General features: G+C 37.5%; 23 protein-coding genes and 4 pseudogenes. 20 read left to right on the top strand and 7 right to left on the bottom strand.

Annotated elements, in window-relative coordinates; all coding sequences use genetic code 11:
• Together N8M93_RS16935 and N8M93_RS16930 are read left to right on the top strand one after the other, a co-directional pair.
• Nucleotides 1–411, top strand: a 411-nt coding sequence (locus N8M93_RS16935) for a hypothetical protein (protein WP_261133790.1), incomplete at its 5' end; no start/stop codon positions are given.
• On the top strand, nucleotides 411–824 hold the full coding sequence (locus N8M93_RS16930) for a hypothetical protein (RefSeq protein ID WP_261133789.1): 414 nt from the start codon (nucleotides 411–413) through the stop codon (nucleotides 822–824). The genes N8M93_RS16935 and N8M93_RS16930, both read left to right, overlap by 1 nt.
• Nucleotides 825–970: 146 nt before the next feature.
• On the opposite strand, the gene N8M93_RS16925 is transcribed toward N8M93_RS16930, so the two are convergent.
• Nucleotides 971–1,228, bottom strand: coding sequence for a hypothetical protein (locus tag N8M93_RS16925; RefSeq protein WP_261133788.1), 258 nt, complete (start codon nucleotides 1,226–1,228; stop codon nucleotides 971–973).
• Between the two features lie 376 nt (nucleotides 1,229–1,604).
• On the bottom strand, nucleotides 1,605–2,105 hold the full coding sequence (locus tag N8M93_RS16920; RefSeq protein ID WP_261133787.1) for a restriction endonuclease: 501 nt from the start codon (nucleotides 2,103–2,105) through the stop codon (nucleotides 1,605–1,607).
• A gap of 464 nt (nucleotides 2,106–2,569) precedes the next feature.
• Here N8M93_RS16920 and N8M93_RS16915 point away from each other — a divergent pair, with 464 nt between their 5' ends.
• From N8M93_RS16915 to N8M93_RS16895, 5 genes and pseudogenes are all read left to right on the top strand, one after another.
• Nucleotides 2,570–3,013: a JAB domain-containing protein gene (locus tag N8M93_RS16915; RefSeq protein ID WP_261133785.1), complete on the top strand. Its 444-nt coding sequence runs from the start codon at nucleotides 2,570–2,572 to the stop codon at nucleotides 3,011–3,013.
• Nucleotides 3,014–3,315: 302 nt separating this feature from the next.
• Nucleotides 3,316–3,759 (top strand): GreA/GreB family elongation factor, encoded by a 444-nt coding sequence (locus N8M93_RS16910; protein ID WP_261133784.1) that lies wholly within the window; start codon nucleotides 3,316–3,318, stop codon nucleotides 3,757–3,759.
• A 65-nt stretch (nucleotides 3,760–3,824) separates the two neighbouring features.
• Nucleotides 3,825–4,161 (top strand): annotated as a pseudogene (locus tag N8M93_RS16905) (JAB domain-containing protein); the annotation flags it as partial.
• A 501-nt stretch (nucleotides 4,162–4,662) separates the two neighbouring features.
• Complete coding sequence (locus tag N8M93_RS16900) at nucleotides 4,663–5,226, top strand: tyrosine-type recombinase/integrase (protein WP_261133783.1); 564 nt, start codon at nucleotides 4,663–4,665, stop codon at nucleotides 5,224–5,226.
• Between the two features lie 32 nt (nucleotides 5,227–5,258).
• Nucleotides 5,259–6,749, top strand: a complete 1,491-nt coding sequence (locus N8M93_RS16895; protein ID WP_261133782.1) for a potassium/proton antiporter — start codon at nucleotides 5,259–5,261, stop codon at nucleotides 6,747–6,749.
• A 77-nt stretch (nucleotides 6,750–6,826) separates the two neighbouring features.
• Here N8M93_RS16895 and N8M93_RS16890 read toward each other — a convergent pair whose 3' ends face one another.
• Nucleotides 6,827–7,213 (bottom strand): potassium channel family protein, encoded by a 387-nt coding sequence (locus N8M93_RS16890; protein WP_261133781.1) that lies wholly within the window; start codon nucleotides 7,211–7,213, stop codon nucleotides 6,827–6,829.
• Nucleotides 7,214–7,330: 117 nt separating this feature from the next.
• Between N8M93_RS16890 and N8M93_RS16885 the strand changes: the two genes are divergently transcribed.
• The 5 genes from N8M93_RS16885 to N8M93_RS16865 all read left to right on the top strand — a co-directional run bounded on the left by N8M93_RS16885 (nucleotide 7,331) and on the right by N8M93_RS16865 (nucleotide 9,884).
• On the top strand, nucleotides 7,331–8,023 hold the full coding sequence (locus N8M93_RS16885; RefSeq protein ID WP_261133780.1) for a DUF1538 domain-containing protein: 693 nt from the start codon (nucleotides 7,331–7,333) through the stop codon (nucleotides 8,021–8,023).
• The gene (locus tag N8M93_RS16880; protein WP_396125650.1) at nucleotides 8,020–8,760 is read left to right on the top strand and encodes a DUF1538 domain-containing protein; all 741 of its coding nucleotides are present in this window, start codon (nucleotides 8,020–8,022) and stop codon (nucleotides 8,758–8,760) included. Before N8M93_RS16885 ends, N8M93_RS16880 begins: the two co-directional genes overlap by 4 nt.
• Nucleotides 8,738–9,064 carry a P-II family nitrogen regulator gene (locus N8M93_RS16875; RefSeq protein ID WP_261133779.1) on the top strand — a complete coding sequence of 109 codons (327 nt, stop codon included), beginning with the start codon at nucleotides 8,738–8,740 and terminating at the stop codon, nucleotides 9,062–9,064. Before N8M93_RS16880 ends, N8M93_RS16875 begins: the two co-directional genes overlap by 23 nt.
• A 34-nt stretch (nucleotides 9,065–9,098) precedes the next feature.
• Nucleotides 9,099–9,461 (top strand): P-II family nitrogen regulator, encoded by a 363-nt coding sequence (locus tag N8M93_RS16870; RefSeq protein WP_261133778.1) that lies wholly within the window; start codon nucleotides 9,099–9,101, stop codon nucleotides 9,459–9,461.
• A gap of 87 nt (nucleotides 9,462–9,548) precedes the next feature.
• Entirely contained in the window at nucleotides 9,549–9,884 is a 336-nt protein-coding gene (locus tag N8M93_RS16865) for a hypothetical protein (RefSeq protein WP_261133777.1), read from the top strand.
• Nucleotides 9,885–10,452: 568 nt separating this feature from the next.
• On the opposite strand, the pseudogene N8M93_RS16860 reads toward N8M93_RS16865, so the two are convergent.
• The 4 genes and pseudogenes from N8M93_RS16860 to N8M93_RS16845 form a co-directional block, all read right to left on the bottom strand.
• A pseudogene (locus tag N8M93_RS16860) lies at nucleotides 10,453–10,657 on the bottom strand (thiamine pyrophosphate-dependent enzyme); the annotation flags it as partial.
• Nucleotides 10,658–11,471: 814 nt separating this feature from the next.
• Nucleotides 11,472–11,831: an IS3 family transposase gene (locus N8M93_RS16855; RefSeq protein ID WP_261133776.1), complete on the bottom strand. Its 360-nt coding sequence runs from the start codon at nucleotides 11,829–11,831 to the stop codon at nucleotides 11,472–11,474.
• Nucleotides 11,819–12,289 (bottom strand): IS3 family transposase, encoded by a 471-nt coding sequence (locus N8M93_RS16850; protein WP_261133775.1) that lies wholly within the window; start codon nucleotides 12,287–12,289, stop codon nucleotides 11,819–11,821. The genes N8M93_RS16855 and N8M93_RS16850 overlap by 13 nt, the downstream gene beginning before the upstream one ends.
• A gap of 173 nt (nucleotides 12,290–12,462) precedes the next feature.
• Complete coding sequence (locus tag N8M93_RS16845) at nucleotides 12,463–12,870, bottom strand: helix-turn-helix domain-containing protein (RefSeq protein WP_261133774.1); 408 nt, start codon at nucleotides 12,868–12,870, stop codon at nucleotides 12,463–12,465.
• A gap of 550 nt (nucleotides 12,871–13,420) precedes the next feature.
• Between N8M93_RS16845 and N8M93_RS16840 the strand changes: the two genes are divergently transcribed.
• The 8 genes and pseudogenes from N8M93_RS16840 to N8M93_RS16805 all read left to right on the top strand — a co-directional run bounded on the left by N8M93_RS16840 (nucleotide 13,421) and on the right by N8M93_RS16805 (nucleotide 24,293).
• A complete protein-coding gene (locus N8M93_RS16840) occupies nucleotides 13,421–14,104 on the top strand; it encodes a DUF421 domain-containing protein (protein WP_261133773.1) in 684 nt (227 codons plus the stop codon).
• 48 nt (nucleotides 14,105–14,152) lie between these two features.
• Nucleotides 14,153–15,625, top strand: coding sequence for a phospholipase D-like domain-containing protein (locus N8M93_RS16835; RefSeq protein WP_261133772.1), 1,473 nt, complete (start codon nucleotides 14,153–14,155; stop codon nucleotides 15,623–15,625).
• A 538-nt stretch (nucleotides 15,626–16,163) separates the two neighbouring features.
• Nucleotides 16,164–16,572 (top strand): annotated as a pseudogene (locus N8M93_RS16830) (RNA-guided endonuclease TnpB family protein); the annotation flags it as partial.
• A 151-nt stretch (nucleotides 16,573–16,723) separates the two neighbouring features.
• Nucleotides 16,724–18,419 (top strand): annotated as a pseudogene (ilvD, locus tag N8M93_RS16825) (dihydroxy-acid dehydratase).
• Nucleotides 18,420–18,929: 510 nt separating this feature from the next.
• Nucleotides 18,930–19,931, top strand: a complete 1,002-nt coding sequence (locus N8M93_RS16820) for a DUF3231 family protein (RefSeq protein ID WP_261133771.1) — start codon at nucleotides 18,930–18,932, stop codon at nucleotides 19,929–19,931.
• 13 nt (nucleotides 19,932–19,944) lie between these two features.
• The gene (locus N8M93_RS16815) at nucleotides 19,945–20,949 is read left to right on the top strand and encodes a DUF3231 family protein (RefSeq protein ID WP_261133770.1); all 1,005 of its coding nucleotides are present in this window, start codon (nucleotides 19,945–19,947) and stop codon (nucleotides 20,947–20,949) included.
• 136 nt (nucleotides 20,950–21,085) lie between these two features.
• Entirely contained in the window at nucleotides 21,086–21,592 is a 507-nt protein-coding gene (locus N8M93_RS16810) for a hypothetical protein (RefSeq protein WP_396125646.1), read from the top strand.
• 664 nt (nucleotides 21,593–22,256) lie between these two features.
• Nucleotides 22,257–24,293 (top strand): penicillin-binding transpeptidase domain-containing protein, encoded by a 2,037-nt coding sequence (locus tag N8M93_RS16805; protein ID WP_261133769.1) that lies wholly within the window; start codon nucleotides 22,257–22,259, stop codon nucleotides 24,291–24,293.
• The last annotated feature ends 436 nt before the right edge of the window (nucleotides 24,294–24,729 follow it).

Genomic DNA, 24,729 nt, shown 5'->3' with positions numbered 1-24,729 from the left:
GTATATAATGGTGAATTTTCTGAAGAAATTATCGAAACATTACTAATAACCATAGAAATATTTGCTGGCTTATCTGCGACAGAATTATTAAACATAAACTATCAACAGCATAGTTGGATAAAAGCTTACCACAACTTTTCTGTTGGAATGTGTAATTCTAAAGATGAAAGTGAAATAAATATTGGTCGATTAATAAATGATGACTTGAATAACTTCCGGGAATTGTTGAGTGCCTATGATTCAATAAATAACAAGCTAGATTTTAGAGTTATAAAAGGAAGAACATTTTATTTTAATCCAACAAAATTAGAATTTAGCGATGAAATAATTAAAAAACTAGAAGAATTTAATGGTAACGAATCAGCATATACTATTTACTTTGATGATAATGTAGGATTGGTGATATATTGATGAATATCACTATTGGTCAAGGTCTTTGGTTAAAGATGCCTTTTGCTGATGGAGGTAAGTGTAATTACGAAAGACCGTTCTTAGTTATTAGGATAGATTCACAAAATAATAAGTTATTACTTTTAAATGTTTCTTCAATAAAAGGGAAAACTCATAAACTGCTCTTTGACTCAAACAAGCGCTTACCCAAATATAATCCACCTTTGTCTGAACCATCTTTTGTAAAATTAGATGCATTATATACTATTGAATATTACAATGATTTACAAACAAAGTTACTATCCAATGGTAGACAATATGATTACGAAGAGCTTCAAAGAATTACACAGTTATTCGATACTTATCGAAAAATAAAAAAGAATGTTTTAGAAGTTACATATGATCAAAAAACACTAATAGCAATCAACTCCTAAATTATTTAGGAGTTTTTTTTTTACTTAAGTCTTTATAAACCACGGATTATGCCCGTGTAAAAATTAACCTATATGGGTTGTAACAGAAAAATCTCCTCTTGTAATAATAGAAACCGCCCGTTTTACGGGCGGATATTTACTGTTTATTAATATGGATAAACCTTTTGTCCGGTAATGCAGTTATATCCAGCATAGAATTTTTCTTCAATGTAGTTTAGAGGATTACTTTTATTTTCTCTATGCTCCTTTTCGGCAAAAGCCATAACTGCTCTCAATAAATGATCGATTGCTAAAGCTGAATCCTTTTTTGAAAGTTTCTCTAGCTCCAACCAAACTGGTTCATCAGACTCCAAAATTTCTCTACACATTTTTGAAATTTTCTGATATCGGTCATGTTCACTCATTTGTTACCCCTCCTTATTAGGTTCTAAGTGATTATTATTCAACCTTTTATAAACATAGCACAAAAAATATCAATAATTGCCAATTGTCCTAAGTAGACATACGAATCCAGTTTAATTATTTAAATAGACCTTATTAAATAATAATCTCACATAAACGTTCATTTTAAGTAAGGTCAAATTGGACGCTTTTAGGATTGTGGAGTATTAGGGATTGTAGTGACCAAAATACATGTCCAAAAAGAGGTAAGGCCAATTATGCCCAAATAGGTCTTATGAAAGTGTCTCTTCAAAAGAACAAAATCTCGAATGACAAATTACTTAATTAATCTAAAATCTCATTTATAAATAATTGTTATGTACGAAAGTACCCGGTTGGTCAGTTTATGTTTACGTTCTCTTTTGATTGTAAAATTAAATTTATTAATCCATTTCTATCGATGAGTCTAATATAAGTAGAGTCAGCTAATTTTATAGCTTGTGATGTAAAGTAATTATTCGTAACCACCCATGAATCATTTGCATTATAAAACGCTGCGGCAGAATTGATTTCCTGAACTGCTTTTATCCCCACTTTACTCTTATACCTTTTTGCTTGAACGACAATTCGTTCTGATCCTTCTAAAATTAGATCTGCACCGAAGTCATTCGACGTAGGTGTTCGTTTTACTCGATAACCTAGCTGCTTAAAAAGAACCATCAAAAAATATTCAAATTCTTGACCATTCATCAGGTCAATCTCTCTTATACCTGAGCGTCTATAACGTTCTTCTAACTTCTTTCTCTGATAAACTGTCATTATAGCCGAAACCACATAAGTAATAATTATTACCGAAAGGCTCAAAGCTACAATTAAATAAAGAGTTTCATCCGCAATCATATAAACCAACCTTTAAATAATATTTTTTACACTATTATAATACATTTCAATCGCTGTAATAGAATAAGTTATGTAAATACTGACAAGTAAACTTAAAAAAAATAATAAACCAATATATTTAGATGTAGGTAGCCAAAATCATATGGTGATATTTGTAGTCAGTAGTTTTTCATTTTTAACATGATTGCTAGTAAAACCCTCATATCTCTTCCTTTGTTCTCCTCATTATAATTATTTGCTCATCACTCGGTAAAGGATCTGCGTGATCGAACGGCTACAACCAAAACCAAGTTGGCTAAGCCAGCGTAAAATAGGTGGAATAATACCTATTAACGCTGGCTAAGTCATTGGGTTTTGCATATGTCCGTAACTCCCACTTGATGCTTCGCATACTTTCGTCTCCTTCTACACTCGTTTTCGCAAAAATTCCTTTCTTTTCAAACAAAGAAAGGAGCTGTTTCAAGATGGAAACAATTTATGAAATTCAACGGATCAGACAGGTGATTTCAGAGGTGGAAGGAGGGGAACCATACATCATCCGTTCTCCAGAAGATGCTGCAAAAGTTGCTGCTGGATTTATCGGGGAAGATGATCGCGAAGTATTCTTTGTCATGTGTCTCAATACGAAAAATAGAGTTGTTGCTGTACATCGTTGTCATGTAGGATCAATCAATGCCAGCATTGTTCATCCCAGGGAAGTATTCAAGAGTGCAATCCTGAATAACAGTGCAGCCATCATCCTCTGTCACCAGCATCCTTCTCAAGATACCAATCCGTCCAGAGAAGATATCGAAGTAACAAAACGGCTGGTTGAATCTGGCCTTATGATGGGGATCGAGGTTCTGGACCATCTGATTGTCAATGCAGAAGCTAGATATACCAGCTTGAAAGAAAAAGGATATGTTTAAAATTCAAGGAGGGAGTTGAGCTCCTTCCTTTTCTTTTTCATTAAACCTTCTTTTTTTTGAGGCCATCAATACCCATAGAAGAGGGGACGAGAGGTGGCAAGTAATGAAAAAGAGGGGAAGAACGAAGAAACGCTCATTTAATAAATATCCACGTTTCCTTTTTACGTGGTATACTTGAATTTGAGATTCCAGAGATTTCAAAGTCTGTGGGATCTCAATTTTTTATATTTAAGGAGGGTGCAAAATGAAATTTAAAATGAAATTATGCAAGATTTATAGTTCAGAGAAGGGAGTTACTTTCCATGAGCCATGATTCTTTTCAATTATTGAAAAAAAGTTTAATAGAACAATTAACTTATATCGATGAAAATCATCAAGAGCTTTTAGACCTGTATTTAACTACGATAGATCGTAAAAACAAGGACTTTCAATTTTTTAAAAGATATGCATCAGTATTAAAGGAATATATGTTGACAATCGACAACACAGCTTCCTCCAAACTGACCAAAGTTTTTATTGGGAGCCAGGTATCTGTATTGTATGAGGATGATAATGAGGTTGATCATTATACCATTTGTTTTCCGGGGGAAACAGATCCTGATAAGGGCTACATTTCATTTCATTCTCCTGTCGGGAGCCAACTATTATACCGTTGTTTAGGAGAGAAAATGATATTAATAACCCCAAATGGAGAAACAAGTGTAGTGATTAAAGATATAAATTATTTTAATGGATACAACTTCTAATCGTTAGATGGAGATTTATTGCATGATGAAAATGATGAGTTAAACTAAAAAGGGATAGCTCTACAGCTGCTGGGTTTATTGGTGAGGATGATCGCGAAGTTTTTTTGTCATGTGCCTCAATCTAAAAAAACGGGTTCCGTTCATTGGTGCCACCTAGGTTCAATCAATGCAAGCATCGTGCATCCCAGAGAAGTATTCAAAAGTGCGATACTGAATAACAGTGCGGCTATCATTCTCTGTCACCAGCATCCTTCTCAAGACACAAATCCCTCAAGGGAAGATATCGAGGTGACAAAACGACTTGTAGAAGCTGGGCGTATGATAGGGATTGAGGTGTTAGATCACCTAATTGTCAGTGCTAATGCTAAGTATACAAGCTTAAAAGAAAAAGGATATGTATAAATTCATTAGGAAGGAGCTAGCCTCCTTCCTTACCTTATTATTTTTATAATTACCTAAATCGAAAAAAGAAATTTCAACAACTTTATTATTAAACTATTTCGTTATTTACGAACTGTTTTAAGAATTATCCAGATGATACTTCCAAGCAAAATTCCAATAACTTTAACCATTTGGAAGTTCTTCCATGAAAGCTCAAAATAACAACTTTATTAAGTTGAATGTTTCATCCATATGTAATTGTTCCCGTAATTCCCATCTGTCCAACTTCCACATTTGTTTCCCTCTTCTCAATTGAGCCTTGATTTTAACATTACCAACTGGAAACCAAATATAACCATAACAGAAGTCATTGGTCACACCTCTAAATTTAAAAAGGAGGTAAAGCATCCAAAATAAATTCCTGATTATTTAAGAATTATTAAAAAGAATAACTTATTATTTTTTTCAATGTTACAAAATATTGTTATAATGATTAATAAGTAACATATTATGGAGGATTAGATGGAATATGTTGAACCTATTAAAGATATTGAAAAGATAAATAAAATAAAACTATTACTTAGAAAACAGTCTAAAAGGGACTATTTGCTATTTGTTTTAGGGATAAATACAGGTCTTCGAATAAGTGAATTACTAAAAATAAAAGTTCGAGATATTTGGGATGGTGATCAGGCAAAAGAATTTTATGTCTTAACAAATAGTCCAAATATTCAAACGAATGCATTTTTTTTGAATAGTAAAGTTAAAAAAGCACTAAAAGACTATTTATCTGAATCCAATATAAGTGGTGAGGATTTCCTATTTAGATCCAAAAAAAATAATCAACCTATTACACGTCAACAAGCATATAGAATTATTAATAAAGCAGCTAAAGAAGTTGGGGTTCCGGGGAAAATTGGAACACATACGTTAAGAAAAACATTTGCCTATCATGCATATAAAAAGGGAATTGCGATTTCAATACTGCAAAAAATCCTAAATCATTCAACATCTTCAGAAACATTAAAATATATAGGGATCGTTAAACTTGAAGAGGAGCCTATTCGTGTAGATGTCAATCTATAAAAATCATTTTGGTTAGGAGGTAGGACTTACATATGGAAGAACAATTCTTAAATTCAGATTACTTTATAATGGCAGTTGCCCTCTTATTAATTATTGGTGTTTTAACGACTAAATTTTCCACTCGGCTTGGCGTACCAGCCCTAGTATTGTTTATTGCGGTAGGAATGATTACAGGAAGTGATGGATTAGGCTTCATTTATTTCGATGATGCTAAAATCACCCAGCTCATCGGTGTTTTAGCATTAGTTATCATCCTGTTTGAGGGTGGTTTGCAAACTAAACTGTCAACCGTTAGATCTGTAGCAAAACCATCATTATCACTCGCTACAATAGGGGTTTTAATCACAACGACCGTAGTTGCTATTGCTGCTAAATACATTTTGGGTGTTACATGGGTAGAAGGTTTCCTGTTTGGTTCTATTGTCGGTTCTACAGATGCTGCTGCGGTTTTTGCCGTTTTAAAAGGCCAAAATGTTCGGAAGAAACTCGGCTCTACGCTTGAGGTTGAGTCTGGTACAAACGACCCGATGGCAGTCTTTTTAACAATTTCCTTTATAGAACTACTAACCATTGACAACCCATTGTATTATCTGTTGATAGGTTCATTCTTTTGGCAAATGGGATTTGGATTAGTGATGGGGATATTTATTGGTAGATTAGGATCTTATGCGATAAATCAAATCAACTTAGATTCAAGTGGTTTATACCCAGTTTTTTCATTAGCATTTGCCTTATTAGCCTATAGTGTAACAGATCTGGTTGGAGCGAGTGGGCTATTAGCTGTTTATGTAGCTGCTATGGTCATTGGAAATTCAGATTTAACTTATCGACATTCAATTTTCAAGTTTAATGAAGGTTTTGCATGGATGATGCAAATTGTCATGTTTGTGATACTTGGTCTATTGGTTTTTCCAACTCAATTGTTCACTTTTGATGTTGTGGTAAAAGGGTTATTGCTATCAGCTATACTAATCGTAATAGCGAGACCAATTGCTGTGTTTTTATCAACAATAAAAATGGGGTTTGAGTATAAAGAAAAAATCTTTTTATCCTGGGCAGGCTTAAGAGGTGCTGTCCCTATCGTTTTAGCAACATTCCCATTGATTTCAGGCCTGGAAAATAGCCAAGTATTCTTTAATATCGTTTTTTTCGTTGTCTTAACTTCTGCCCTAATTCAGGGCTCCACGATCTCAAGGTTTGCTGAGAAACTTGACTTAACTGGCCCCAAAAAAGTGGAACCCCAACATTCGTTAGAATTGGTTTCTATTGGAAAAGCAAATGCAGAAATCATGGAATTCCAAGTTAATGAGGAGACCACTATAACTGGTAAGAAACTAGCGGATATTGATTTTCCAAAGGATGTACTAATAAGTGCGATAATTCGTGAGGATGAATTAATCGCACCATCTGGTGAAACTGAAATCAAGGTGGGAGATATCCTTAATATCCTTGTTTCTAGAAAGAGTAAAAGAGAGTTAAATCGATTATTATTGGAAAGAGAAAATAATGTGGAAGGTTTCTAATCAGCGAATTATTAAATTCAAACTGAATTTACCTTGTGGAAGGGCGTGTTTTAACTACTACTTAGGTACAAGATATGTTATGGCGTTTTAGAATCGTGAAACTTCCGTTTAAGCTGATTTGTGCCATTGTTATATGGTGAAATAAATTGTATAACGATTACGGCTGGTAGCAAATACCCTATAAGTGCTTGAATTATTGCCGCTCCTCGCGACCATCCAAATGGAGTAACATCTCCAAACCCAACGGACAGTAGTGTGATTGCACTTAAGTACAGTGATCGGGTAATCTGGTCAACTCTTTGACCCTGATGAATCGCTGATGCGTAATGATCTACAACAGCCCCTAGATTTATTATGTCAAGTACACAATAAATAACAGTAAAGGTCAGCCAAATATTAAGGTAAAGCAATAAAAAGATCGATAGTTTATAAATTGATTGCTTTTTATTTACATGAGAAAACATATTAAAAAACCTTCTTTCTCATTAAATTATGCTTGTATTATTTATACTTATGCCAATCCTTATAAAAATAGAAATTATGATATCGAGTAATAAATTCAATAAAGAGAGGGGAAGAAAATGGATAACATTAAAGACACCGTACAAGAGGTTGTTATGGCAATTCTCCCAATAACAGCAGTTGTTCTTATTTTACAATTTACTGTAATTTGGTTACCCACAGAAATGTTCTTACAGTTTCTAATTGGGGTCGCAATGGTAGGTTTAGGATTGATCCTTTTTTTAATTGGTGTTGATATTGGGCTGCTCCCAGTTGGTGAACTGATTGGCTCAGCATTACCGAGGATAGGAAAAGCTGGGCTTGTTATTCTACTTAGCGTCGTTTTAGGAATTGTGGCTACTATAGCTGAACCGGATGTTCGGGTTTTAGGAAGCCAGGTCGATATGGTTTCAGACGGGGCAATACCTAAAAGTATCCTTATCTATACAGTTGCATTAGGTGTAGGAATTTCTGTCGGTTTAGCTGTGTTGAGGATCATATTGAGCATCTCCATCGTTTATTTGTTATTTGGAGGTTATGCGCTGGTTTTTCTCCTTAGTTTTTTTACACCATCTGAATTCGTGCCAATCGCCCTTGATTCCGGTGGGGTTACAACAGGTCCGATGACGGTACCTTTTATTCTTGCTTTAGGAGTTGGGGTTGCTTCTGTTTTGAGTAGCAAAACCTCATCAACTGATGGGTTTGGCTTAGTTGCTCTTTCATCTATTGGTCCTGTCATTGCTGTGTTATTATTAGGAGTGATTTACGTATGATGAACCCTTTTCATGGATTTGGGCATACTTTGATTGAGGTTGTTTATGCATTGACTCCTTTGTTTATTGTTTTTATGCTTTTTCAGATTTTTTATTTGAAGATGACGAGGAAAAAAGTTGAGGATATCATAAAAGGTTTTATTTTTACTTTTTTTGGTTTAGCATTCTTTTTACAAGGTGTACAATTCGGATTTTTACCAGCTGGTGAAATGATGGGTATTATTCTTGGAGGTCTTTCTTATAATTGGATTTTGATTCCAATTGGTTTTGTTCTTGGATTTGTGGCTACATTCGCCGAACCAGCTGTAAGAATTCTGAACCAAGAGGTTGATAAGGTTACGTCAGGCTCAATTCCTGAAAAAGTTATGTTATACACGTTATCGTTTGGTGTGGCCGTATCGGTTGCCCTCTCGATGTTACGGGTCCTTGTGGGAATTCCTCTATGGTATTTCATCATTCCTGGTTATTTATTAGCTTTCGCTTTGACACGGTTTACAAAAAGAAGTTTTACTGCCATTGCATTTGACTCTGGCGGTGTCGCAACTGGTCCTATGACAGTTACATTTATTTTGGCAATGGTTGTAGGAGTCGCTACCGAAATTGAAGGTCGTAATCCTTTGATGGAAGGCTTTGGTATGATTGCTTTGGTTGCACTGGCCCCGATCCTTTCTGTATTGATCTTGGGAATACTATATAGTAAAAAGGAGAAGGAAAATGAACAAAATATGGAATCATAAATTAATTGTAACCGTCGTGAAAAAAGGATTAGCCCGAAAAGTTGTCGAGGCCTCAAAGAAAGCAGGAGCCGAGGGTGGTACAGTAGTGTTTGCCAGGGGAACCGGAATACATGAATTTAAAACTTTCTTAGGGATACAAATCCAGCCGGAAAAAGAAGTTGTTTTAACGCTAGTTACGTCGAATCAAATAGAAATGGTTTTATCAGCAATTGAAAATTCCGCTAAATTGTATAAACCAGGTAATGGTATCGGTTTTGTAGTGGACACTAAAAAAATTGCGGGTATTTGTCATATACTGAAATAATATCGATATTTCTACAGGAAGGCGGAATAACACTATGAAAGATCATTCCATCGATTATGAGTTAATTGTTACGATTGTGAATAAAGGGCATTCAGAAAAAGTTGTCGAAGCATCCAAGAAAGCTGGTGCTGAAGGCGGGACGATTATTTTTGGGAGAGGGACAGGAATTCATGAAAAATCCCAACTTTTCAACTTTGTGATTGAACCGGAAAAAGAAATCATTCTTACGTTGATTGATCAGAAGAAAACAGATCAAGTATTGGAAGCGATTACGATTGACGCCGAGCTCAATAAGCCTGGACGTGGCATTGCGTTTGTTTTGGAAGTTGAACGTACGGTTGGCATCAATCATATCCTCAACCAAATGATAAATGACAGGTTGGACCAAGAAGAATAGCAGTTTTGTCTACTAAAGTGAATCAATATTGCAACCCATTAAGGTTATGCAAAATATACTAATGTGTAAAAAGGGGTGGAACATAACATGAAAAGTCTGATGGCCAGTTGCCTATCAATTATACTTTGTTTATATATGAGTTTCATCCCCCCTTTTGAGCATTTTGATTTAAGTGCTTCTAATACTTCTGAAGAACAGGTACTTACTACTTGTGATTATTTTACTAGTTCTGATGCTGTTACTGTGATCGCTCCCACTATAGTTCAAAAAGGATTTGGAAAAGTCCTTTTCCATATTCCGATTTTATTTCTGGACTTTAAAGATACAATGCCACCCCTCAATTATAGCTACCATAATGAACACTCCTCAAATACCATAAGTTTTCTTTATATGGTTATGTTTCATTCCAATTATCTCTCCTAAGTATCAATATCCCTTTCAAGGGTTTTTTATATCTATTTGCAACTGACCTTTTTCTGAGATTACCAATCAGTAAGAGTTATTTAGGGTTCCCATTTTTATATAAAATGAATTAAAATACTTATCAGATCTTAGGAGAGTTAAAATGATGAAAACTTCTGGATTGTTTGAAAGCTTACTAATTATGTTTTCAATCCTTTTCACCTTTTTTGGTGTCATGATATTAGCTGCCAAAATGACTGGAAATGACATTTCCTCAATGTTTCCTAATTTTTCATGGGATATGATCAATTGGCTTGAACTTAAAGATATAATTAACCTAAGGAAGGGTTGAAAGTAGATATCTCAATAAAGGAATTCTGTGACTATCATATTAAACGACAAGAAGAAAAAATTCATGAATTTACTCAATGGAGAGACTAAAAGAATATAACGAAATTTCACCAAAATAAATGTAGTAAAGGATTTGTATTTTATTATTTAATGGAGTACTTATGGTAGGTATTAGAATACATTCCTGACGGTTCCTAAAAAGAGCAATCCTTCCTTTCGCATTATACGGTTAGCCATTCTTTTCAGGTAAGGCAGCTTCATTGGCATCAACAACAATATTTATAATACAAGGGCTTATTATGTGATACAGCTTGTTGTAATGCAGGAACCAGTTCATCTAGATTTTCAACCCGATAGCCAATTTCTCCACAAATATCGGCATACCTTACATAATTAGGGTTCTGCAAATTGGTCCCAAATACTGCATTTCCCATCACTTCCTGTTAGGTGGCGAAGGCTGGACTTTGGTTGAAATGGTCAAAGGAACATACAAAATATATACACCTGAACAAGAGAAAAAGTGGGTTACATTGGCTATTTCAATTAAATTATATGAAGATGCTCATTAAACACTTAAGAAATAAAACTCTTATTTAAGATAGCTTGAGTTTTTCTAGACCCACTTGTAAGGAAGTAAATAAAATTAAACTGACAACAATATCTAAATCGAAGTTAGGATAGTCCTTTTGAACGACAATTTTAAAAGGTTGTCTATGCTATAATAAAATCGCAATAGTATAGGATTTCTCAAGGGTGGTCAGCACACTCCCAATAGAAGGGGGGTGGTGCTACATGACGGTATTCGAAGCGTTGATGTTCGCATGTGCGTTTGCAACGTTAATTGTTTTAGTACTGTCGTTTAACCATAAAAAATAATCCACCCTTGAGTTAGAGGCTCCGGTGGATTATTCTACCCTTTGCCGATCCCCCTTGACGGGAACCGTCTATTGCATGACCGTTGGTGTTATCAGCACCGACGGTCTTTTTTAATATATGCGAACTTTCTAATTTTATTATAACCGATATAACCAAATGAAAACAACTGTCACCTTGAGAGACCTCTGTTTCCTAGTTGATAAATTGTATTTAGAGTACATTCCACTAGGCAAATGGTCAAGCCATATTCGCATACCTTTTTAAAGAGGTGATGCGAGGTGCATGTCGAAATCATTGAAGGAAGTTCTACTGACCGGATTCGATATTCTTGTTTCTCATATCTGAAGGAAAAATCAGGAAGGAACAAAAGTTAGAGTTTTGTTATGCAGCTGATTGGATGGATTGAGTTCGGTACTCGACTGGACTCAGTCCATCCAATTTTTCCTTTGAACGTTCATGATTGTACCAGTTGATATATTCTTCAATCCGCCTTCTTAAATCCTCATAGCTTACTAATTCTTCTCCATAATACATTTCCTGCTTTAAAATACCAAAGAAGTTTTCCATTGCAGCGTTGTCTGCGCATGTAGTTTTCCGTGACATGCTTTGGAAGACATTATTCTTCTTTAATATCTTCACCCATTGATTGTGCTGGTAATGCCAGCCTTGATCAGAATTGATGGTAGTGCGATAGGTTGCATGATTCTTTATTATCTCTATCGTTTCTTTTAAAGGTTCCATGACATGACAAGATCTAATGTGGGGCGTTTTTTAACTTCATACGCAATTATTTCTCCGTTATAAAGGTCAAGAATGGGATTTAAATATAACTTCTCTTCGCCTAGACACTTGAATTCTGTAATGTCAGTTACTAATTTTTGAAGAGGAATAGGCGTTCTAAAGCGTCGGGATAATCGGTTTTTCGCTACTTTCCCAACGTTCCCCTTATAAGAATTATATTTACGAGATTTTCTCATAAATTTCACACACTTTAATCCCAATTCTCGCATTATACGATACACTTTCTTATGGTTAATAGAATGTCCTAATTTCTTTAACTCTTTGGTGATCCTTTTATAACCATAGCGTTCATGGAACTGCTTAAAAAGATCAGTAATGAGTTCTTTTAGTTCTCTGTCTGTATCTTCTTTCCCAAAGTTTTTAATATGATAGCGATAGGTTGCTTCAGGAATACCCACGACAAGCAGAATATTTTTTAATCGGAATCCTTCTTCTTTAAGTTCGAATGCGAGCTTTGCTTGTGCTTTTCGCGGAAGGCATTCGGATTCTCCCGAAAAGCTCTCAACTTTTTTAGGTGCGCATTTTCCAGTCGCAGTAACTCATTCTGGCGTTCTAATTCCTCTTCGCGTGTTCACTTTTTCTCTTCTTTCTTCTCTGATTTATTGGGTTTCTTAGACATAGAAGGTCTCCCCTTCAATTTAGGTTTCAGGCCTTCTACCCCTTGTTCATTAAATGTTTTCGTCCAGTGATGAATTAATGAAGGATTGTTCAGTCTAAATTGTTCAGCAGTTTCCTGATAAGAGGCGTCTGTCTCTAACATAATTTGTATCGTAATCATTTTAAATTGCATAGAGTACGCTTCCTTCATTTTTCTTCGCTTCAATCCTTCTATCCCTTTTGTTTTATAGGCTCTTACCCAATCTTGTATTGGTGTTCGAGAGGGCATATTGTACTTTTTCGCTAATGATTTATATCCAAGATTTCCATTTAAATACTCGGAAACAAGCTTTATTTTAAATTCTTCACTATATTTGGCCATAAGAACACCTCCGAAAGTTAGATTTTTCACTCTAACTTTCGGGGGTCGGTACGGGATCTGAGCTCTTTTTTGCTATCTATGAGGGAGGCTGCCCTCTTGTTTAACACCAGTTATTTCAAATTTGTTAGGCCTATTAATTTTACAATAAAGAGGCTATTCCTAATTCGCATATGGTCCCTTTCTAGAATAAAGAAACGTATGATTTTTTTTTCTAGAATTTTTTCAAAATGGTGCTGGATATAGGCAAAAACTTTTCTGAGTGATGGTCATTAAGATATAAAATGGCAAGCAATAAAAAACATATATCTGCTAAGACGAAAAGGATGGATAAATTAAAAATCGTATTAATTATACTACTATTATGTAAAACATTGTTCTGATAACTAGCATAACATTTTCAGCAATACCGATTGGTTCATTGTTTGGAATAAAGTTAATTACGTCATAATTATTAATTGAAATTTATTCCTGCAGAAGTATTCGACAGTTCTTGAATATCTTTTCATAACTTTTGCCAAAATAAAGACAAAATCATCGGGAGGTAGGCAACTTGGATGATATTCATTTAGGTCTATTGACGATTAAAGTTGTAGTAGGCTTTGTGACTTTATTTTTTATCATTATTGTAACAGGCAAGACATCTATTTATCAGTTGACACCTTTTCATTTAGTATTTGTTTTATTGCTTGGAGATCTTTTAGGAAACTCTATTTATAAGGATCGGATGGGAATTATTCCTTATTTATATGCGGTTGGTTTGTGGACACTTCTTATGTTGTTGGTAGAGATTATAACGTTGAAAATAAAATCGACACGCTCTCTATTAGTAGGCAATCCTGCAATTATCATAAGGGACGGAAAAATTGATCGAAAGATAGCCCAAAAGAACAAATTGGATGTGAATCAAATATTGAGCTTACTGCGACAAAATGACGTTTTTTCAGTAAGTGAAGTCAAATATGGCATATTGGAACCTAATGGTCAAATCAGTACCTTACTAAAATCAAAATATCAAAAACCAGATAAGCAAGATCTCAATCTCCCAGAAGAACTGGTAGACCTGCCAACAACCTTGATTATTGATGGTGAAATATTATGGGATAATTTAGCCGAACGCGGATTTGACCGTCAATGGTTGGATAATGTGTTGGCTTCAACAGGTCATAACAATGAAAAAGGTATATTTCATGCTGAATGGAACAATAATGAAGGCATTTGTATAAGTCCTAAATAGACAATAAAAATGTATTTATTATCGGATTTTTTAAAGGAGGAATATTTTTTGGAATGGATTCTCGGACTCTGTCTTGTGAATATGTTATTTATGTTGATCATCGCAATACGTGAGGTTCGCCGACCTTCGAAGGCGTTGAATTGGCTTGCCTTAAGCCTTATTTTACCTTTCATTGCTTTCGGTCTTTATCTCAGTTCTGCAAATCCTTTAGGTATTCGCCGTAAAAGACTTACTTCTGATGTGAATGAATCGACTAACCTCCCTGATTCATTCAACCGCTCTGCCTCAGTCATCGCTGACGCCTTAAACCAGTTCAGCATTCATGGGCTTCGTGCTAGCCGAGTGCAAATCCTGATAAATGGAATTAAAACTTATGAAGAACTCATCGAATCCCTAAAGAACGCCCAAAATACGATTGATATGGAATACTTCATCTACCGTGATGACCAAATTGGCAGAAAGATAACGAATGTTCTGGTGGAACAGGCGAAATCCGGTGTTCGGGTCCGTTTTGTGAGAGATGGTTTGGGTAGCTGGAATTTCCCCCGAAATCAAATCAAGCGGATGATGGAGGCAGGGATTGAATGCCGGACGATCTTTCCATTACGATTCCCTTGGATCCTTTCAAATTGGAATTACCGAGATCATTGTAAAAATGTAATGATTGATGGGGAAAAAGCTTTTACAGGTGGAATCAACGTGGGGTATGAGTATACAGGTTTGAAGCCGGATGTAGGGTTCTGGCGTGACACCCATTTGCGCATTGAAGGTGAAGCTTCGGAAGATTTACAAACGATTTTCGACGCCCATTGGAGAATCGCCACACCGGGACGAAAGAAAAATCGTGGGGATGCAAAAACCTCTCCACAAAAGGTACCTTCTGTCAAGGAAGCACATTCCAATTTATTAACAGAATTGGGTGCTGAATTTGATAGGATAGATGAAACACATCGAAGTAATGAATCGTTGCACAAAGCTTATGTCCAGACACTGGAAGGCAATCCAGGAATCCCGACCACTATCATCCGAACAACCTATTTCATTTGCCTGACTCAGGCGAACCGGACCATTGATATAACCACCCCTTTTTTCATTCCTGAGGAAGACATTCTAATGGCGATCAAAACAGCCGTGGCACGGGGAGTACGTGTAAGATTACTGGTACCTCGACATATAGAAAATAAAATCGTGGGATATGCTAAACGGACTTATTATGGAGAATTGATAGAGGCAGGTGTCCATATCTACGAGTACAACAAAGGTATGCTACATGCAAAACAGATGGTCATTGATGGGGAAGTCGCGGTTGTTGGTGCTGCAAACTGGGATATGAGAAGTTTCCGTCTGAATTATGAGACGTGTGAAGTCATTTACAGTGCTGATGTGGTTGAGGACCTAACAGAGCAATTCGAACTCGATCTTAATGATTCATTTTTGTTGAAGGTCGATGATCTGGTACAACGATCAATACCTCAGCGCATAATCGAGCAAGGAGCACGCCTATTTTCACCTTTATTATAAATTGTTCTTTTTACCCTGTTCATAATTTGAGCTATGCGTTTAATCCTCATTCTGTCGAATAAGAATTTAATTTAGTTAACGTTTTTACAAAAGTAAAAAAGGGTTTAAAAGCGCTTTTTAATCAAGTTCGAGATGGAAGGTTCAACTAGTTTACTTAAAAGGCTTTAATAAAGGATTCTGATTTTTACAAATCACTATCTTAATCCATTTAGAAGGTAAGATGATTGACCAAAATCTTGACCAAAATGTGACCAAAATAATTTCAAAAGATATGATTCCTTTTAATATTAATAAACATAAAAGTCTGATTTTACAGCACTTTTTGATACGTTTTGAGGGGATATGATTGTGGGAGATATGTTCCGTACACAAGTACACCCTTGGGAACGCGAACAATATATCCAATTATACTAAACTGATAAACCCTTGGCACTATTGGTGTTGAGGGTTTTTATCTTTGAATAACTTTATAAGCCGGTGAGAAGTTCATTTTGGTTGAAACATAAGTAGGCAATTGGTCTAAAACCAACTCGTCAGTGGGATTGATGTCGGACTAAAAGACATTGCCATATTGTCAGACGGAACGGTGTATGGGAACCCTGCGTTTTTTCGAACCTTAGAAAAAACTGGAGAAAGCACAACAAGTTCTATCCAGACGTCAAAAAGGCTCTTCGAATTGGCATAAGCAACGGATTGAAATTGCTCGAATGCACGAAAAAATTGCAAATACGGGAAACGATTATCTTCATAAAATCTCTACCCATATTGTCAAATACCACGACCTTATTGGTATGGAAGATTTGCAGGTATCCCATATATTTAAGAACCACAACCTCGCCAAAGCCATCAGTGAAGTGAGTTGGTCAACATTCCGTTCCATGCTTGAATACAAAGTAAAGTGGTACGGCAAACAGATCGTGGCGGTATCCAAAAGTTCCCTTAGTTCAACCAAATCTATGTATTTCTGTCCAAAAAACGAAGTGAAGAAAATTACTATGAATTTTTAATTAATATAGAAATATTATTTATTTCTGTATAAAGTGGAGATAATTCATCTAAAACTTTCAATCTGCACAGTACGAGAGAGGAGTTTGAATAATGGCAGACAAAGATCTGAGAATACGCAGTAAAGACATCAGTGAAGGGGACAACCGCTCGCCGAACCGGGCGATGCTCAGAGCAGTAGGATTTGAAGACGAGGACTTTCAAAAGCCGATGATCGGTGTTGCCAGTACGTGGAGCGAGGTTACACCCTGCAACGTACATATAGACAAACTCGCCATTGAAGCAAAACGCGGAGCCCGCGATGGTGGAGGAGCACCGATGATTTTTAACACCATCACCGTTGCTGACGGCATTTCCATGGGACACGAAGGCATGCGCTATTCCCTTCCGAGCCGGGAAGTAATCGCGGACTCCATTGAAACCGTAGTAGGAGCCGAGCGCCTTGACGGAGTTGTGGCTATCGGTGGCTGTGATAAAAATATGCCAGGCTGTATGATTGCCATCGGTCGCTTAAATTTACCCGCTGTATTTGTATACGGTGGTACAATTTCACCAGGTAAATCAAGAGAGGATAAAGACATCGACATCGTTTCTGTATTTGAAGCGGTCGGTAAACATAACGCAGGATCCATGGATAAGGACGGACTTCACGACATCGAATGTCATGCCTGTCCGGGCGCTGGTTCATGCGGAGGCATGTACACAGCAAACACGATGGCGTCCGCTATTGAAGCCCTCGGAATGAGCCTTCCCGGCAGCGCGTCAAACCCGGCAGAGAGCGGCAACAAGCAGGAAGACTGCTACAAAGCAGGCGACGCTGTTGTGGAACTTCTTCGTAAAAGAAATCTATCCGCGGGACATTATGACAAAAGAGGCATTTGAAAATGCCATTACGGTTGTTATGGCACTGGGTGGATCTACAAACGCCTTCCTTCATCTGCTGGCGATGGCTCACTCGGTTGATGTGGACCTCTCGTATGACGACTTTGAGCGTATCCGCGAGCGTGTACCGCACATTGCGGACCTGAAGCCGAGCGGAAAATACGTCATGGAAAATCTTCACCAGGTAGGCGGTGTTTCCGCTGTAATGAAGCTACTTCTTGAGGAAGGGCTTTTGAGCGGTGACTGTCTCACGGTTACGGGTAAAACACTGGCAGAGAACCTGGCGGAAGTTCCTCCGCTGCACGAAGGCCAGGAAATAATCCGTCCTGTAAGCGAGCCGTTTAAGGAATGTGGTCCACTATATGTATTAAAAGGGAACCTTGCACCTGCTGGAGCTGTTGCCAAGATGAGCGGACTGAAAGTAAGCAAACTCACCGGTCCCGCCCGGGTATTTGATTCGGAAAAAGAGGCGACAGAAGCGGTATTGGCGAATCAGATCAATCCGGGGGACGTGCTGGTGATCCGCTATGCCGGTCCTAAAGGCGGTCCGGGAATGAGCGAGATGCTCTCCATCTCAGCAATCATCATCGGTAAAGGACTTGGAGAGAAAATCGGTTTGTTAACTGACGGTCGTTTCTCAGGAGGAACCCATGGTCTTGTTGTTGGCCACGTAGCACCTGAAGCACAGGTGGGCGGTCCGATTGCTTTATTGAAAGAAGGCGACTTGGTGACCATCGACAGTGAAACACAGGAGCTGAACGTTGATGTGGGCCCAGAAGAAATGACAGTCCGCCTCGCAGACTGGCAGGCACCGCCGCTACGCTACTCCCGCGGCGTGCTGAACAAATATGCAAGACTTGTATCCTGCGCCTCAAAAGGTGCGGTAACGGATCTGGGAGAAGAGTAGGTTTAAATGAGCGGACGTCCCGTTGTTACGGGGCGTCCGGTTTTTTCCCAGAACCAAAAATATTCAGCCGTGCCTTTACGCATGCAGAGAGCAAATCACCAGTTTACACTGGTGGTTTTGATTTTTCTGCACTCAAGTCCACCCTTGGGAACGCGAACAAAATATCCAACTATACTAATTCCTCTAAACCCTTGGCACTACTTATTTGTGGGTAAATTATCCGAATACTTTAGAAAAACGGAACGAGACACCTTTACACTGCTTAGTTCCTCTAATTAAACAGGTTGTTTTTACACAGCCGTAAAAGGCTAAGATACGCGAAGGTTTTGGGCTTTTTCTATTTGAATTTGATGATTAATTTCGTTTTGAATGGAGGCCGATGGAAATAAGGGTTTTGGGACACTTTCCATGTATTACGTAATCCGTATATTACAAAATCATGGAATAATTTCAGGGTGTTGGAAAATCATATAAATGTCTGTACTCACAGCATGAAGGGAGTGGTTTTTTATGGACAATAATCATGATACACAATTAACATCTGCTGAGATGGCAGGGCTCTGGGGACAGTATGTAAATGATACTGCTGCAAGAAGTGTCTTAGCGTATTTTTTAATGACCGTTGAGGACAACCAGATTCGCACTGTACTTGAACTGGCCTTTTCTTCTAGTAAAAATCATATTGAATTTCTTCAGAAGCTCTTTGAACATGAAAATTTCCCCACTCCTGTCGGGTTTTCAAAAAAAGATGTCAATTTAGAAGCCCCTCGTTTGTTTTCTGATCTTTTCTTTCTATCCTACCTGAAGAATATGTCGATCCTAGGTATGGCAGCAAGTAGTCTTGCAATCGGATTGGGGGCTCGTTCTGATATCGTTTCTTTTCATAAAAGAGTTCTTGCTGATGCGGTAAAATTACATAAAGCGACGAAGGAAGTGATGATGGAAAAAGGAGTTTACGTCCGTCCACCTTATATCTCAACACCAGATGAAGTTGACTTTGTTTCTAAACAAAACTTTTTAGGGAAAGTTTGGGGAGAGCAACGACCATTGACAACCATTGAAATGTCCCATTTGTTTTTGAATATTGAAACGAATATCGTTGGAAAACAAATGATGATCGCATTTGCGCAGGTTGCCAAACGGAAGAAAGTGAAGGAATTTTTGATACGTGGAAAACAGATTGCAGAAAAACATGTCAACATTTTCAGTGAAATCTTACTTGACGATCATTCTCCAGCTACCATGAGTTGGGACTTAGCTGTAACCGACTCAACCATTCCGACATTTTCAGATAAACTGATCATGTATCACGTAACAGCTATGATAGCTGCCGGAGTTGGGAATTATGGGACAGCCATCTCGGTCAGCCCGAGAAAAGACATTGGATTGAAATATTCCAGACTATTGATGGAAATCTCACTTTTTGCGGAAGACGGAGCTAACATCATGATTGACCACGGTTGGTTGGAAAAACCGCCTCATGCTCCTGATCGGAATCAATTAGTAAGGTAAGGGGGCAATTACGATGGTTATGAATCATGAAACCCGTTTAAGTTCTGCAGAGATGGCTAGTTTATGGAGCCAATATGTCAAGGATACCTCAAGATTGTGTGTTTTGAAATATTTTTCCGCAATCGTAGAAAATCGTGATTTCTCTAAGATTATTGATTCCGGAATTCGATCTACAGAAGAATATCTTGCCTATATGGCTGATTTGTTCGAAAAAGAAAATTTTCCGGTTCCAACTGGATTTTCAAAGGAAGATGTAAACTTAGATGCCCCTCGTTTATTTTCTGACCTTTACTGTATTCAAAACCTCAAAGATTTGACCATTGCTCAAATGACTGCAGATACGTTGGCCATTGGACTTAGCAGCCGTTATGATCTCATAGCTTTTCATGAAAAGCTCCTGAATGACGCTGTTCAATTGCAAGTAGAGATAAAAGAAGTCCTATTGGAGAAAGGACTATATATCCGTCCCCCTTATATTCCAGTACCTGATCAAGCGGAGTTCGTTACAAATCAAAGCTTTTTAGGAAATCTGGCAGGTAAACAGCGACCATTGACGGTGCTTGAAATGTCCCATTTGTTCTTGACAAACGAAACAAACTTACTTGCTAGAGAGACTTTGCTGGCATTTGCCCAAGTTGCCAGGAGTGAAAAAGTAAAACGATATTTCTTAAGAGGAGAAGAAATTTCCAGTAAGCAGATTAAAGTTTTAAAACAGATTTTAACCCAGGAAGACCTGCCAGCCCCTATGCTATGGGATTCCGGCGTATCCAATTCAAAGGTTGCTCCATTCTCCGATAAGTTAATGATGTTCCTTGTGACATCTATGGCCGCAGGAGGTATAGCAAAATATGGAGCAGCAATGGGAGCTAGTCCAAGAAAGGATGTTGGGTTGAAATATGCTCGGCTTTTGGCGGAAATTTCGTTATATGCCGAAGACGGGGCAAACATTATGATTGAGAATGGATGGCTTGAAGAGCCGCCGCATACTCCTGATCATGATCAGTTGATCAGAGAATAAGGGAGCAAAGGGTTGACAGTGAATCTAACTTTAAAAATGTTTGACTACACGAACATATGAATGGCCTTCTTATAATCTTAGGGTAATATCGCTTAATTCCTTAAGTGATTCTAGTACGAGGGGGATAAAGCAGTGAATGGAAAAACGATCAGCAATGACAACTTGGACGGATCATATGAGCAGGAATAATAAGTATGAAAACCTTTTTTGGAGTATTGCGTTACCGGGTTTTGGCCAAATTCTAAACGGTAAGTTTCTCAAAGGGTTACTATTCATTTCATTGGAATTTTTGATCAACGTCCAATCCAACTTTAATGAAATCATTGTTTTAAGTTTCCACGGTGAAATCGAACAAGCAATCCAGCAAGCTGATTATGGGTGGCTGATGTTTTATCCATGTTTATATTTCTTTGCGATGTGGGATGCGTTTAAGGATGCTGGAGGTGGTAAAATGCCCTATTCCTTTTTCCCTTTTGTTTTTGCAGCCTACTGGGTGACTGTCGGTTTGATCTATTCCTCTAGGATAACTATTTTTGATACGTTATGGGGACCAGTTTGGTTACCGATGTTATTTGTAATCCCTGGATTGATTACAGGTTTCCTCATACGATTCATCTTCATGAAATATATACCAAAAAATTAAAAATAGACTGTATTTATTACAACTCAGCTTGAAACTGTTATTGAATAGGATTTCACAAGGGTTGTCCAACACACTCCCAGTAGATTGGGGGTGGTGCTGAAAAATAATCCACCATTGAGTTAGTCGGCTCATGTGGATTATTCGCTTTTTATCGCTGATCCTCTTAGCGGGAAGCATCTATCCTTCCAGCTATTTCGAAATTACGCTCGTACCCGTTAGATATCCCGACATCTTTTGGTATGCCTCACAGTGGTTTGTTTATTGCCGTGTTCCACTCTTTCCTCTGCATATTCAATATCCCACTTGCTTCGAGTGGGTGGACCGCATGAGTTTATATGTTGTCCTTTCTGGTCTTCGCTGAAACAAAAGGAAATGACCGGTCCCCTTAAAATCAACCATAAGGAAGAAAAGTATAGTAATAAAAGTTTCGTAACAATAACGTTTAAGATCCAGAACACAACACATTTTGCTCTCAATTTATACAATATGGACCTTCTAAATGATGAACAAGGCAGATTTTCTGATTTTTAAACGAAGTTGTATTAAAGGATGCATATGTGATGTGAAAATGGGCCAAAACCAAAAGTTTCTTAAGTAGAATTGAATGCTATGGTTAAGGTTATTTTTAAATAGGGAATTAGATAGGAAGACAGGAGGGAACCCCTTGAGACATAAAATAGAAATCCTTTGTATTGCCTTTATTTTCATCATGATTGCAGGATGTTCGGAAAGCCCAAATCCAGACCCCAGAATAACTGAGTATATGAAAAACTGGGAATCTATGAAATTTGATAATATGTACTCCATGCTTTCCGATAAGAGCAAAAAGGAAACGACAAAAGATGAATTCGTGAACAAATATACTGCGATTTATGACGGAATCAATGCACGAAATATATCCATAAAACCGGTTATTCCAAAAAAAGAACCGGAAACAGACAGAAATGGAAATGTGACATACACATACATAGTAAAAATGGATACATTGGCTGGTCCTATTCAATACAAACATAAAATAAAAATGGAAAGTCAAGAAAAAGATAACAAGGAAAACTGGTTTGTAAATTGGGATCATTCGCAGATTTTCCCCGGTATGGAAAAGGGGGATAAGGTTAGAGTTCAAACCAATAAAGCAAAACGAGGCGAAATTTTCGATAGGAATGGAAAAGGACTCGCCGTAAATGGCATGGCACAACGGATCGGCATTGTACCGCAGGATCTTCCCGGGAATGGCGATGACAGCAAACAACAGCTAGCAAAAGAACTTGATATAGAGAAAAAGCGCATCGATAAAGCATTAAATGCTTCATGGGTAAAGCCAGAGTCTTTCGTTCCGATAAAAACGATTGCGAAAGATGATCCCCGGCTTGAAAAAATCTTGAAAATTAAAGGTATAAGCAGTCAGTCGCTTGAAACCCGCGTATATCCGTACAAAGAAGCTGCATCACATTTAACAGGTTTCGTGCAGCCGATTATGGCGGAAGAACTGGAGAAACTCGAATCCGAAGGCTATCAATCTACCGATGTCATCGGGAAAAGAGGTCTAGAGAAATTTTATGAAAAACAGCTTAGAGGGAAAAGTGGAGGAACCATCCGGATTGTAGATAAGGCAGAGAATGAAAAAAGAGTACTCGCGAAAAAAGAAGCTGTTGACGGTAAACCCGTCACACTAAATGTTGACATGAACCTGCAAAGGAATCTTTATAAGCAGATGAAAAAAGATACTGGTACAGCTTCAGCAATCAATCCCCTAACTGGTGAGGTTTTGGCGCTGGTAAATAGCCCGGGATTCGATCCGAATGATTTTGTTCTAGGAATACACAGTTCACGGTATCAACAATTAGAAAAGAACTCGAAACAGCCGCTGTTAAACCGTTTTGCCTATACTTTCGCTCCGGGTTCCACATTTAAACCGATTACCGCTGCGATTGGATTAGAAACGCATAAGCTTAACCCAAATAAGGAAGTAAAGATTTCGGGAAAGAAATGGCAGAAAGATGAATCCTGGGATAAGAAGTTTGTTACGAGGGTTACTGAAATCCCTTCTGTAAATGTGGATTTGGAAAAAGCAATGATCTATTCTGATAATATTTATTTTGCTCAGGCGGCTCTTGCAATTGGAAAACAAGAGATGGTGAAGGGTGCTGAAAAATTCGGTTTTAATGAGGATATGCCGTTTGATTTAGATTTCGAGAACTCTTCATTGACAAAAGAGGCTATTGACTCAGAAGGAATGCTTGCCGATACAGGTTATGGACAAGGAAGAGTCGAAATGAACATTCTTCACCTTGGGATATCCTATACTCCATTTATCAATGACGGGGATTTGATTGCCCCTAAATTGATTAAAGAAGAAAATCCTAAACCAAAGGTGTGGAAGGAAAATGTCATTTCACCAGAGACCGCTACGCGGATTCGCAGCTCGCTCGTAAAAGTGGTAGAAGATGAAAGGGGAACGGGATATGATCCCCCTCTAGAAGGAAACATGCTTGCGGGTAAAACAGGAACAGCTGAGTTAAAATCAAAAGTAGGTGAGAAAGGGAAAGAAAACGGCTGGTTTGTAGCATTTGATCAAAAACAGCCGAAACTGCTTATTTCTATGATGATCGAGGATGTACAGGATAAAGACGGCAGCCATTACGTTGTTCCGAAAGTTAAAAAGACATTCAAAACATATATGAAAGAAAAGCCTCTTCGCTAAAGAAGTGGCTTTTCTTTATAAAAAGTACTTATTCCTATATGAAAGTATTAGAAATGATAGAGTTACTTAAGAATCATCTCATTGAACTGTTTTTTTGTATGAAAATGTGCTTATAACATACTCAAAGGTACAAACGGGAAAGGACGAGCCTGAATAAATTAATAATAAGGAAAGGAGTGAAAATATTGAGCTATTACGAAAAAAAAGATAAGAGTGATTGTTCCAGCTGTCGTGTGAAATTCAAAAGTAATAAGAAACAGCACAAATCCTTTGCAAAGTTCTGTTTTGACTCAGAGACTAGTACACATAGGAAGGTAATGAAACATCGCAAAGACAAATCTAATGACTGTTGGTGATCTCACAACAGGCTATTCTATTATGTCTATCGTTTGCGGTGTTTGCTAGTACCAAAAAACGTCTCTAGTAGATATGGAAG

Source organism: Bacillus sp. Marseille-Q3570 (assembly GCF_946151055.1).
Classification (GTDB): domain Bacteria; phylum Bacillota; class Bacilli; order Bacillales; family Fictibacillaceae; genus Pseudalkalibacillus.
The sequence above is the reverse complement of the archived record's forward strand: the minus strand, read 5'-3'. Positions and strand labels throughout refer to the sequence as shown.